Raw genomic sequence first — 11,823 nt, 5'->3', positions numbered from 1 at the left:
AGGCGGCACCCGCCGGGCGGCATCCGTCCGGCGGGTGCCGCCTCCGCCTGTCCAGGTTGCGCCTCCGCTGCCGCGGCCGCACCCGCGCTCGTCCCTTCCGTGCCTCCTGCCGGCGCGGAATCGCCGCGGTCCGGGCCGGTCCCGAAGGAGAGAGAGTCGCCACAGCCGCGGCCCGCGGCCGCACCTGCACGGCGGCATACACTAGGGGCCATGCGTCAGCTCACCGCCTGGCTCCAGGCCAGCACCGACCCCGCCGGCCCCGGCTCCCCCGGCACCCCGGCCGGCGAGCCCGCACAGTCCGCCGGCACCGCCGTCCTCGAACGCGAGGAGCTGAAGTCCACCGACGACGGCGACGCAGACCGCTTCGCCCACTACGTGCGCAAGGACAAGATCGCCGCCGCGGCCGCCACCGGCCGCCCCGTCGTCGCCCTGTGCGGGAAGGTGTGGACCCCCGGCCGCGATCCGTCGAAGTACCCGGTGTGCCCCACCTGCAAGGAGATCTACGAGCAGATGCGCCCCGGCGGCAACGGCGACCAGGGCGGCTCCGGCCCCAAGCGCCCGCGTTTCCCGTTCGGACGAGGCGGTCGGTGAGTCCCGCACCCCGCTCCAAGTCCCAGCACCATCCGACCCAGCCCTCCATCTTCGCCGCGGAGAACCTCTCCCCGGCCTACCCGCAGCGCGCCGCCTGGGGTACCACGCGGCCGCTGCGCGCCTGGCAGGCCGCCGCCCTCAAGCAGTACCTGGAGGCGATGCCGCGCGACTTCCTTGCGGTCGCCACCCCCGGCGCCGGCAAGACCACCTTCGCGCTGCGCATCGCCACCGAACTGCTCACCGCCGGCGACGTGCACAAGGTGACCGTCGTGTGCCCCACCGAGCACCTGAAGTATCAGTGGGCGGAGGCCGCCGCCCGGGTGGGTATTCGCATCGACCCCTCCTACGCCAACTCCCAGGGCGCGCTCGGGTCCCAGTTCGACGGCGTCGCCGTCACCTACGCACAGGTGGCCGCCAACCCCAACCTGCACCGCGCCCGCACCGACCGCACCCGCACCCTGGTGATCCTCGATGAGATCCACCACGGCGGCGACGCCCGCAGCTGGGGCGACGCCATCCGCGAGGCCTTCACCCCCGCCCGACGCCGCCTGTCCCTGACCGGCACGCCCTTCCGCTCCGACGAGTCGCCGATCCCGTTCGTCACCTACACCGAGGAGGCCGGGGGCATCAAGCGCTCCCGGGCCGACTACTCCTACGGTTACGCCGAGGCCCTGGCCGACGGCGTGGTGCGGCCGGTGATGTTCATGAGCTACTCCGGGCAGATGCACTGGCGCACCCGCGCCGGCGACGAGGTGGCCGCCCGGCTGGGCGAGCCGCTGACCAAGGACATGGAGGCGCAGGCCTGGCGCACCGCCCTGGACCCGAGCGGGGAGTGGATTCCCGCCGTGCTGGCCGCCGCCGACCAGCGGCTCACCGAGGTACGCCGACAGGTACCCGACGCCGGCGGCCTGGTGATCGCCTCCGATCAGAACTCCGCCCGCGCCTACGCGAAGCAGCTGCGCGCCATCACCGGGCAGGCGCCCACCATCGCCCTGTCGGACGACTCCGGCGCCTCCAGCCGCATCGAGACCTTCGCCGCCTCCAACGACCGCTGGCTGGTGGCGGTGCGCATGGTCTCCGAAGGAGTGGACGTGCCCCGGCTGGCCGTGGGCGTGTACGCCACCTCCGCCTCCACCCCGCTGTTCTTCGCCCAGGCCGTCGGCCGTTTCGTGCGCTCACGCGCCAAGGGGGAGACCGCCAGCGTCTTCCTGCCGTCGGTCACCCCGCTGCTGGCGCTGGCCGGAGAGATGGAGGCCGCCCGCGATCACGTGCTCGGTAAGCGGGGCGCGGGGGAGGACTCCCGGTTCGGCTCCCCGGAGGACCGGCTGATCGCCGAGGCCAACAAGACCGAGAACGCCTCGGACGACCTGCTGGGCGGGTTCGAGGCGATGGATTCCACCGCCGAGTTCGACCGGGTCCTGTTCGACGGCGGCGAGTTCGGCACCGGCGCCATGGTGGGCAGCCCCGAGGAGCAGGAGTACCTGGGCCTGCCCGGCCTGCTGGAGCCCGAGCAGGTCACCGCACTGCTGCGCCAACGACAGAGCCAGCAGATCAAACAGCAGAAGCGGCAGCAGGCGGCCGAGCAGCAGCGCCGCGCCAACTCCGGGGTCGACGACGCCCGCCAGCGCGCCGCCGCCCGCAAGGAGCTGTCCAAACTGGTGGGCGCCTGGGCGCGCCGCTCCGGGCAGCCCCACGGGGTGATTCACACCGAGCTGCGGCGCGTATGCGGCGGCCCGGAGGTGGCCCAGGCCACCACCGAGCAGATCAACAAGCGCATCGAGACGCTGCGCCGCTGGTTCGTCGGGCGGCGCTGAAAACCACTAGCCGGCGGCCCGGGCCCGACGCCGCCGCGAGCACGCCGTGGGGCGCGCGGCGACGGCGCCAGACCGGTCGAGCCGTCGGCTGCGGATCCGGGTCAGCCGCGCAGCGGCTGCCGCTGGTCGATGTCCACGTGGCGGGTCGGGATCGCCGGGTCGCCCTCGCTCAGCCGCCAGCCGTCGTAGGGCAGCTCGGCGCGTGCCACCTGGTGGCGTTCGGCGGCCGCCGCCAGCGCATCCGGGCCGCGGTGCTCCTCCACGATCACGCCGTCGCGTACCAGATCCACCTGCAGCGGCCGGGCCCCGGCCTGCTCCAGGGCGGCCAGCCCGGCGGCCTCGGAGCGCGCCGAGATGACCAGCTCCTCGGTGGCCGAGCCGGCGGCGTCGAGCACCCGGCCGGCCCACTTGCGTCCCCCCACGGTCGACTTGCCGCCGGTGGAGAACTTGGCGACCTCCTGCATCTGCCCGGTGGAGTCGGCGCGCTCGACGAGCTTGTACACCAGGGCCGCCGTCGGCCGCCCCGAGCCGGTGACCAGTTTGGTGCCCACGCCGTAGGAGTCCACCGGCGCGGCCCCCAGGGCGGCGATCGCGTACTCGTCCAGGTCGTTGGTGACGGTGATCTTCGTCGTCGTCGCCCCCAGCGCGTCCAACTGGGCGCGCACCTTGAAGGCCTCGGCCACCAGGTCGCCGGAGTCCAGGCGCACCGCACCGAGTTCGCCACCGCCGGCCCGGGCCGCCGCCACCGCGCGGGCGACGCCGCGCTCAATGTCATAGGTGTCCACCAGGATGGTGGTGCCCGGACCGAGGCTCGCCACCTGGGAGGCGAAGGCCTCCTCCTCGGTGTCATGCAGCAGGGTGAAGGAGTGGGCGGAGGTGCCGACCGTGGGGATGCCGTAGCGCATGCCGGCCTCCAGGTCGCTGGTGCCCACGAATCCGCCGACTATTGCCGCCCGCGCCGCGGACACGGCGGCGCGCTCGTGCGCCCGGCGCGCCCCGAACTCCACGCAGGGGCGACCGTGGGCGGCGATCGTCATGCGGGAGGCCGCTGCGGCCACGGCACAGTCGTAGTTGTAGATGGACAGGGCCAGTGTCTCCAGGATGCAGGCCTCGGCGAAGCTGCCCTCCACCGTCAGCAGCGGGGAGCCGGAGAAGTAGCACTCGCCCTCCGCGTAGCCGCGGATCGTCCCGGAGAACCGGTAGGAGCGCAGGTAGTCGATGGTGTCGTCGTCGACAATGCCGGCGGCGTGCAGGTAATCGATCTGGGCGTCGGTGAAGGTGAAACGCTCAACGGCGTCCAGGAGTCGGCCGACGCCGGCGACCACGCCGAAGCGGCGTGAGGCGGGCAGAGTGCGGCCGAACAGCTCGAAGACACTGGCCCGCTCGGCGACGCCGGCATGCAGCGCGGCCTGCAGCATGGTCAGCTCGTACATGTCCGTGAGCAGCGCGGTGCTGGAAGTTGCCGGGGCGGGGACGTCCCGTAGGTTGACTGTCATGACAGCCAACCTACCGCAGGCGGGCGCACGGCGGAACCGGCCGGTCGACGCATCCGACCGCGACTACGCTGGAAACATGCAGCCCGCAGTGCCCGTCGACGCCGCCTCCGCCCCCGAGGCGCAGACGCTGTCTGACGCCCACACCGCCGCCCAGCGCCTGTGGTGCACGGTGGTGCACGACGACCCCGTCAACACGATGGACTACGTCACCTGGGTGTTCCACACCTACTTCGGCTTCCCGATCCCGCTCGCCCGTCGCCGCATGCTGCAGGTGCACACCACCGGCCGCGCCGTCGTCTCCCGCGGCGCCCGCGAACGCATGGAGGTGGACGTCACCGCCATGCACTCCTACGGCCTGCACGCCACCATCGAGCCCCTCGCCGACGACGACGCCGACTCCGGCCCGAGCGCGGGCGGCCCGGACGGAGGCGGCGCCTGATGCGCGCCTTCCACCCCGAGGCCGAGGGCTGGGCCAGCGCCCTGGAACCGTGGGAGCGCGAGTACCTGGCCGGACTGTTCAAACAGATCGCCGACCTGCTCGGCGCCGACGCCCCCGCCGCCGCGGAGCACCCCGCCCCGCGTCCGGGCGAGAGCTCGCGGGACGGCAATGTGCTCGCCGCCCTCGACTTCGAGCCCGAGCCGGCCGACGCCGGAGCGTCCAGCTCGGTCCCCGCCTCCCTGGCCCCGCTGCTGGACGTGCTCCTGCCAGACGCCTCCGAGGACCCGGACGTCGCCGTCGAGGTGGCCGCCCTGACCCGCTCCCAGCTGCGGGACGACAAGCGCTCCCGCATGGAGGACGTGGTGCACGAGCTGCTCGCTCCCACCGGTCCCGGCGGGGCGGTGCTGGTGCACGCCGGGCAGGAGGGCCGCTGGCTCGGTGCCCTCAACGACGCCCGCCTGGTGCTCGCCGAGCGGCTGGACATCGACTCCGCCGACGCGGCCGAACAGGTGCACGCCCTCGCCTGGGAGGAGACGCCCGCCGGCGAGGGGGAACGGCAGCGCTGGAACCGGGCCATGGCGCTGTCCTACGACATGCTCTCCTGGTGGCAGGAATCACTGGTGGCCGTGCTATTGAACGACGATGGAGCCGCATAGTCTCGGCGCTGTGAATGATGCGGCCATCGGGATGTTCGACTCCGGCGTCGGCGGCCTGACCGTGGCCCGCGCGGTCATCGACCAGCTGCCCGGCGAACAGGTGCTCTACATCGGTGACACCGCCAACACCCCCTACGGGCCGCGCCCGGTGCAGGAGGTGCGCCGCCTGGCCCTGAGCATCATGGACGAGCTGGTCGACTCCGGCGTGAAGATGCTGGTGATCGCCTGCAACACCGCCTCCGCCGCCGTCCTGCACGACGCCCGCAGCCGCTACACCCGCGACAAGGGCGTGCCCGTGGTGGAGGTCATCCACCCGGCCGCGCGCGCCGCCGCCCGCGTCACCCGCAACGGGCGCGTCGGCCTGATCGCCACCCAGGGCACCGTCGACTCCAACGCCTACGCCGACGCCTTGGCCGCCGTTCCCGGCGTGCACCTGTTCTCCCAGGCGTGTCCGCGTTTTGTGGAGCTGGCCGAGCGCGGCATCACCACGGGCCCGGAGGTCATGGCCACGGCCGAGGAGTACCTCGCCCCCGTCAAGGCCGCGGACGTCGACACCCTCATCCTGGGCTGCACCCACTACCCGCTGCTGGCCGGTCCCATCTCCTACGTCATGGGGGAGGACGTCACCCTGGTGACCTCCAGCCAGGAGACCGCCAAGGACGTCTACCGCGAGCTCGCCCGCCGCGACCTGCTGCGCGACCCCGATGCCCCCGCCCCCCGCCACGAGTTCCGCGCCACGGGCGACCCGGACTCCTTCGCGGTGCTGGCCCGCCGCTTCCTCGGCCCCGAGGTCGGACGCGTCCGCCGCGTCGAGCCGACCCCGACCGCCGTCGCCCCGGGACCCGAAGTTCCGCTCGCCCACGCCGGCGAGTCGGCCCCCGCCGTCGCCCCACCAGACCCCGCCCTTGTCCCCAATTCGAGCGAGGATCCCGCATGAAGCTAACCATCATCGGCTGTACCGGTTCCATGTCCGGTCCCAACGCCGTCGCCTCCTCCTACCTGGTGCAGGCCGACGACGCCGCCGGGCGCACCTGGTCGGTCGTGCTCGACCTCGGCCCCGGCGCCATGGGCCAGTTGCTGCGCTATCTGGACCCGGCCGAGTTGGACGCCATAGCCATCTCCCACTGCCACGCCGACCACATGGTTGACCTGGTGGGCATGCACGTGTTCCGCCGCTGGAACCCCGCCGGACGCCTGGACCCGGTGCTCACGCTCGGCCCGGGAGAGCTGCTGCCGCGCCTGAACGGCGTCGACGGCACGCCCGCGCAGGAGACCTACGCCACCGAGTTCTCCTTCCGCACCGTCTCGGCGGGGCAGGGCGTGCAGGTCGGCCCGCTGACCATCACCCCGTTCCCGGCACTGCACCCGGTGGACGCCTTCGGCTACCGGGTGGAGGGACCCGGGCGCGACGGCAACCCCGTCACCCTGGCCTTCACCGGCGACACCGACCTGTGCGAGGGCATTGAGGCCATGGCCGACGGCGTCGACCTGCTGCTGTCCGAGGCCGCCTTCCTGGAGGGACGCGACGCCGTGCGCGGCATTCACCTGACCGGCCGGCGTGCCGGGGAGCTTGCCGCGGGCACCTCGGGGCGGGGCGGTCGCCGTCCTGCCGGTCGGCTCGTGCTCACCCACATCCAGCCCTGGACCGACCCGGACGATCCGGTGGCCGAGGCCGCCGCCGTCTACGACGGCCCGCTGGCGGCCGCCACTCCCGGCGCCTGCTGGGAGCTCTGAGCCGTGCAGGAATCGCCGCGAGACGAGCCCCGTCGTATCAGCTACACGCCGCCGGTGCCCGACGGGCCGGATCGGCCCTGGACGCGCGGGCGCCGCACCCGCTGGTGGCTGGTGGTGCTGGCCGACACGATTTCGGTTGCACTGATCGCCTGCTTCGCCGCCGCGTCGGCGCATGACCTGGCTCAGGTGCCCGGACTGCTCGTTCGCGGCGCGGCGGCCGTCGTCGTCGCCTGGGCGGTCACGTGGCTGGTGCGCCGTCCCGGCGACAACCTGGAGGTGGGCTGGCCGGACGGCGGCTGGATCATTGCGCTGACCTGGGCGGCGTGGACGGGCCTGTATGCCTGGGGTGCTGCTGTCGGCGCAATTCCCGGAGCCAGGGGGGTGGCGTCGTTCGCGGTGATGCTGGCCGCATTCCTGGTGGTTTTCTGCGGCGGCTGGCGCTGCATGTACGGCTACGTCAAGGCGCACGACTCGTTGGTCCCCAAGGGCGTGCAGCGACGCCTGGACGCCCAAGCCCGCCGCGACCGGCACGAGTAGCGCACTGCAACCGGCACCAGTGGCGTGCCGAGGAAGTAACCGGTGTCAATCTCCGGCGATCTCTCGCAGCGCGGCGACGTGATCCTCGAATGCCTTCAGACCGCGCGGGGTGAGCGACACCCAGACGACGTCCATGGAACGGACCACGCCGTAGTCGCGGTGGCGGCGGATGTAGTCCGCCTCCTCCAGCGCCTTGAGCTGCTTGGACAGACTGGCATCGGACAGACCAACCGCGTCACGCAGCGCGGAGAACTTCATCTCGGTACCGGTCCACACCAGGGCGCCGTCGTTCACGGCCCCGACGGACTTGAGTGTCGCGCAGATCCGCAGGCGACTCAGCGGGTGAATCACGGGATCAAGCACGACTGCCCTCCGGCCAGACCACGGCGGCGCAGTACCAGGCGTGAGCGGTAGCGAGCAGCACGAGCACGCCGATCAGCACCGGATGTATAGACGCCCCCCGTATGACAGCGCCTACAACCAGAACCCACGCGGTCAGGCTGTTCCGCTTCCACCACTGCCGGTCGGTGCCGATCAGATCGTCTCGGGTGCGGACCCCGGGGCGGAGGAGTTGGTTCCGCAGCAGTACATGTATGAGCACGAGTGCGGCGAGACCGCCGAGCAGCACCCAGTAGTGCTCGGTGAGTAGGGCGCCGAGCGTGGTGCCGAAGGCAATGGCGAACAACGCGACCGCCCAGGTGGCGGGATGCCATTGCGCGGCCGCACGCTCGGTGGCGGCGACGTCGCGCAGGCGGCTGCGCGCCTCGTTGGGGGACATGGCTGACGATGGGGATGAGGACACGACTACACCTCACTTTCCGATGTGGAAAGTATTATGTTTTCCGTGTTGGAAAGCAAGGGGTGTTGTGTTGTTGGTTGAGTGGTCTTTCCGGTTTGAGAGCGGGGCGGCGCGCGCCCGGCGACGAGCACCCGTCCGGCGGGGCCGGTTCCGGCGTCCCGGCGGGCGTGACGGGTGGGCGGGGCGTGCGCACGATGAATCGCGGTGGATTGGGAGTGACAGTCCGTCTGCTCGGGTCGACGGTTCGGCACATCCGGCGACGGTTCGTATGTTCTGGTCGACGGTTCGGCACATCCGGCGACGGTTCGTGGGGTAGGGGTACGAACCGTCGTCGTTCATGCCGAATCGTTGGTGCTACCTGACGAACCGTCACCGGAACACACGAACCGTCCACCCCACGACACCACCCCATCACGCCACCCCCTGACGGCCCGCGAGTCAGAGCCCTCCGACACACCGCACTCGGCAGTCCGCCTGGCCCGCGCCCGGCGGTGTGGGCCGGGCTTCAGGCACGGGGACCTGCTCCTGTGGCCCGGGGTTGGTGGGGCCCGTGTTCCTCGGCCGGCTGTGCTTCCGTGAGACGGTTGTCATGTCGTTTTACGACCTTGGGGTGCGAATCACGACCACCCCGGGGTCGTAAACCACACCCCAAGATCGGAAACCAGCACTGACCAGCGCTTCGCACTTGAGCTTGAGGATGCGGCCGCTCGGAACAGCGCTGCCAAATCGGAAGAACCGGTTGAGGCTCGTGTCTTGGCGCTCCACTTCGACCGACCTCGGTGCGGACGCCGGTCCCGGCAAGGCTAGGCGAGCAGGTCCCGCAGGGCGGGAGCCAGGGCGCGCAGGGCCTGGCCACGGTGGGAGATGGCGTTCTTCTCCGCCGCACTCATCTGCGCCGTCGTCCGCCCGGAACCGCCCGGGGCGTCCTCTTGAACCGGCACGAAGATCGGGTCGTAGCCGAAGCCGCCGGCACCGACCGGCGCGTGCAGCAGCCGACCGGCCATGGAGCGCTCCACCACGGTCACTGATTCCGGCTCGCCGTCCCGGCCCGGCACCACCAGTACCGCGGCACAGGTGAAGCGCGCCGTACGATGCGGGTCGGCGACGTCGGCAAGCTGTCCCAACAGCAGTCGCAGGTTGGCCTCGTCGTCGCCGTGGCGGCCCGACCAACGGGCCGAGAAGATGCCCGGCGCCCCACCCAGCACATCCACGCACAGCCCGGAGTCGTCGGCGACCGCCGCCAGCCCGGTCGCCTGGGCCAGGGCGCGCGCCTTGAGCGTGGCATTGGCGGCGAAGGTCAGCCCATCCTCCACCGGCTCGGGGGCGCCGAGTCCGGCCGAGGAGATGATCTGCTCGGGAGCCAGTCCGTCCACCAGCGGCGTCAGGATTGCGCGCAGTTCGGCCAACTTGCCGGGATTGTGACTGGCCAGCACAAGCCGGGCACCTACGGGCACGGCCACCGAACCGTCGGCCGACGGCGTCGCGGCCTGCACCGGGTCGAGCTGAGGGGCCACGGTCAGCCCTCCTCGACTCCGGCCGCCGGGCCGGTCCCGGCGGGGGACTGCACCGCCCGCTCGGATGTGGACACGGTGAAGGGAACATCGTCGGGACCGGCCAGCACGCGGGCCTGCAGCGCGGCCAGCTCGGCGTTGCCCTTGGTGGCCAGGTCGAGCAGGGTGCCGAGCTCGGTGCGGTCGAAGGGGGCGTGTTCCGCGGTTCCCTGCACCTCAATGAAGTTGCCGGCGCCGGTCTGGACCACGTTCATGTCGGTCTGGGCGCGCACATCCTCCTCATAGGGCAGGTCGAGGCAGGGGACGCCGTCGATAATCCCCACCGACACCGCCGAGACGGAGTCAGCAATGACCGGCTTGCCGGCGCGAGCCTTGACGTAGCCGCGGCGCGTGCCCCAGGCGACGGCGTCGGTCAGCGCCACGTAGGCGCCGGTGACGGCGGCGGTGCGGGTGCCACCGTCGGCCTGGAGCACGTCGCAGTCCAGGGTGATCGTGTTCTCTCCCAGCGCGGCCACGTCCACCACGCCGCGCAGGGAGCGGCCGATCAGCCTGGAGATCTCGTGCGTGCGGCCGCCGATCTTGCCGCGTACGGATTCGCGGCCGGAGCGCTCGGAGCCGGCGCGCGGCAGCATCGCGTACTCGGCCGTAACCCAGCCCTCGCCGCCGCCCTTGCGCCAGCGCGGCACGCCCTCGACGAATGAGGCGACGCACAGCACGCGCGTGCGGCCGAACTCGACGAGGACCGAGCCTTCGCCGTTGACCTGCCAGTTGCGGGTGATGGAGATGGAGCGCAGCTCGTTGGGGGAGCGGCCGTCCTTACGGGTCTTGGTGTCAGTCACGCGCCCCAGGGTACCCGGGGGCTGGATTCGGGCCCGGGACCGGCGGACGGCCGGTACGGACGGGCGGCAGTCCGGCATTCGTCTCCGCTCCGCCGACACCGCTGGTCGAGGCCAAGTGGTGCTGGATTTCGCGCACCGTCATTCCGCCGGCGTACAGGGCGGGTGATCACTCTCATCCAGGCCACCCAGCGCGCAGCGACCCTGGCGGGCAAGGGGGATGTGGGCTCCGACGTCGGGGCAAGATGCCCGCCAGGGGTTCAGGTCCGACATGGGCGGCGCTCCTACAGGCCAGGTCCAGACCTACCTGAGAAGCCCCGCATAGGGAGCCAACGCGCTTCCCTGATGAGAAAGGCTCACTGCTTTCCAGGCCGACATCTTCCTCAGAAGCGGCTCGCTTCAACGCTCACCCGCTCAGGCGGCGTTCGTAGCCTTCTCCGTGACATGAATCTTCTTGTCGATGAGAACGGCGCAGAGCGCGAGTATGACGAAGATTGCAGTCTTACTGATCACGGCCTGAACAGGCAGATCGACGCGCCCAAGCATCTGGACAACCGTCTGAAACACCAGAACCACGCCGACGCCCAGGCAAACTCGGAGCAGAAGCCGCAGCAGCACGTACCCGGTAAACGTCCTCCTTCGAAGATGTCCGATCGTCAAGAACATGAGCGGGGCAATAATGCCCATGTCGACGACGTAGGTCACTTCCGTTGTATAAACCTCGATGAGATCGAGTGTGCCCGAGGTCAGATAGGCGCCGACGATGTCGGGCAGCCAGGCCGCAAACAAGGCTGATCCCGTAATCACCAAGAACGCGACCGCGCCCTTCGGAGTAGCGTATTCGAACGCCTCCGGCCGCTCCCGCAGAAGGCTTAGGGACAATGTGACGGTTCCAAAGAAGGATAGCGAGAGCAATGCCGTGTACAGTAGGTGCAACTCGTTGAATGCCGCTCCGAATGACATGCTAACGGCGTAATAGAGGGCGAGAGAAAAGAATGCGAGGAGGTTTATGCGACTGCCCATGTCGTCCCGCCTGCGGTAGTCGGCGACCACTTTTACAGCGAACGGTACAACAACAAGAAGCCAGGCACAATCCGTGCCGATGAAGATTGTCGCCTTGAAGTACGAGTCGTGCTCGTATACTCCGCCGCCCCACATCTGTATTGACTCGCCGTACTGGTTGAGGGTCTCATGAGGCGCTCCCGCAGGGAAGGACAGCAATCCCGCCCCGGCGATGACGACAATCAGCGCAATAGACAGGGATGCGAGCCAGGTCAGGCCGCTGCCGCCCGCACCGTGTGTTCGCCGTGGCTTCACCCACTCCGATTTCCCTGTCCCGGCCATGCGGATCCTCCCGCGAACGTAAACGTAATCGATCACCGGCCGCACCTTGCGTCTACATCGCACCGC

Annotated in this window: 13 protein-coding genes; 7 read left to right on the top strand and 6 right to left on the bottom strand. The window is 70.7% G+C overall.

Annotated features, from left to right (window positions below; genetic code table 11):
- Positions 1-210 precede the first annotated feature (210 nt).
- The gene (locus DRB06_RS00360) at positions 211-591 is read left to right on the top strand and encodes a DUF3039 domain-containing protein (protein WP_073330756.1); all 381 of its coding nucleotides are present in this window, start codon (positions 211-213) and stop codon (positions 589-591) included.
- A gap of 158 nt (positions 592-749) precedes the next feature.
- Entirely contained in the window at positions 750-2,405 is a 1,656-nt protein-coding gene (locus DRB06_RS00355; RefSeq protein ID WP_395994413.1) for a DEAD/DEAH box helicase, read from the top strand.
- A 101-nt stretch (positions 2,406-2,506) separates the two neighbouring features.
- Here DRB06_RS00355 and DRB06_RS00350 read toward each other — a convergent pair whose 3' ends face one another.
- On the bottom strand, positions 2,507-3,901 hold the full coding sequence (locus tag DRB06_RS00350; RefSeq protein WP_108967969.1) for a nicotinate phosphoribosyltransferase: 1,395 nt from the start codon (positions 3,899-3,901) through the stop codon (positions 2,507-2,509).
- Between the two features lie 76 nt (positions 3,902-3,977).
- Here DRB06_RS00350 and clpS point away from each other — a divergent pair, with 76 nt between their 5' ends.
- From clpS to DRB06_RS00325, 5 genes are read left to right on the top strand one after another with little or no spacing between them, the layout of a single operon-like run.
- Positions 3,978-4,340 (top strand): ATP-dependent Clp protease adapter ClpS, encoded by a 363-nt coding sequence (clpS, locus tag DRB06_RS00345; protein WP_073331380.1) that lies wholly within the window; start codon positions 3,978-3,980, stop codon positions 4,338-4,340.
- Positions 4,340-4,996: a DUF2017 family protein gene (locus tag DRB06_RS00340; protein WP_108967967.1), complete on the top strand. Its 657-nt coding sequence runs from the start codon at positions 4,340-4,342 to the stop codon at positions 4,994-4,996. The genes clpS and DRB06_RS00340 overlap by 1 nt, the downstream gene beginning before the upstream one ends.
- Positions 4,997-5,027: 31 nt before the next feature.
- A complete protein-coding gene (gene murI, locus DRB06_RS00335; protein WP_220092944.1) occupies positions 5,028-5,933 on the top strand; it encodes a glutamate racemase in 906 nt (301 codons plus the stop codon).
- Positions 5,930-6,730: an MBL fold metallo-hydrolase gene (locus DRB06_RS00330; protein WP_073330743.1), complete on the top strand. Its 801-nt coding sequence runs from the start codon at positions 5,930-5,932 to the stop codon at positions 6,728-6,730. The genes murI and DRB06_RS00330 overlap by 4 nt, the downstream gene beginning before the upstream one ends.
- Positions 6,731-6,733: 3 nt before the next feature.
- On the top strand, positions 6,734-7,267 hold the full coding sequence (locus DRB06_RS00325; RefSeq protein ID WP_258522088.1) for a DUF3054 domain-containing protein: 534 nt from the start codon (positions 6,734-6,736) through the stop codon (positions 7,265-7,267).
- Between the two features lie 45 nt (positions 7,268-7,312).
- Here DRB06_RS00325 and DRB06_RS00320 read toward each other — a convergent pair whose 3' ends face one another.
- From DRB06_RS00320 to DRB06_RS00300, 5 genes are all read right to left on the bottom strand, one after another.
- The gene (locus DRB06_RS00320) at positions 7,313-7,630 is read right to left on the bottom strand and encodes a transcriptional regulator (RefSeq protein WP_073330740.1); all 318 of its coding nucleotides are present in this window, start codon (positions 7,628-7,630) and stop codon (positions 7,313-7,315) included.
- The gene (locus DRB06_RS00315) at positions 7,623-8,069 is read right to left on the bottom strand and encodes a hypothetical protein (RefSeq protein ID WP_139240933.1); all 447 of its coding nucleotides are present in this window, start codon (positions 8,067-8,069) and stop codon (positions 7,623-7,625) included. Before DRB06_RS00315 ends, DRB06_RS00320 begins: the two co-directional genes overlap by 8 nt.
- A gap of 800 nt (positions 8,070-8,869) precedes the next feature.
- On the bottom strand, positions 8,870-9,580 hold the full coding sequence (gene rdgB, locus DRB06_RS00310; protein WP_258522087.1) for an RdgB/HAM1 family non-canonical purine NTP pyrophosphatase: 711 nt from the start codon (positions 9,578-9,580) through the stop codon (positions 8,870-8,872).
- A 2-nt stretch (positions 9,581-9,582) separates the two neighbouring features.
- The gene (gene rph, locus DRB06_RS00305; RefSeq protein WP_258522086.1) at positions 9,583-10,416 is read right to left on the bottom strand and encodes a ribonuclease PH; all 834 of its coding nucleotides are present in this window, start codon (positions 10,414-10,416) and stop codon (positions 9,583-9,585) included.
- A gap of 411 nt (positions 10,417-10,827) precedes the next feature.
- Complete coding sequence (locus tag DRB06_RS00300; protein WP_111818839.1) at positions 10,828-11,793, bottom strand: hypothetical protein; 966 nt, start codon at positions 11,791-11,793, stop codon at positions 10,828-10,830.
- Positions 11,794-11,823: the final 30 nt, after the last annotated feature.

Origin of the sequence: Actinomyces sp. Z5, assembly GCF_003287795.1 — a bacterium.
In the GTDB taxonomy this organism is placed as follows: Bacteria; Actinomycetota; Actinomycetes; order Actinomycetales; family Actinomycetaceae; genus Actinomyces; species Actinomyces glycerinitolerans.
The sequence above is the reverse complement of the archived record's forward strand: the minus strand, read 5'-3'. Positions and strand labels throughout refer to the sequence as shown.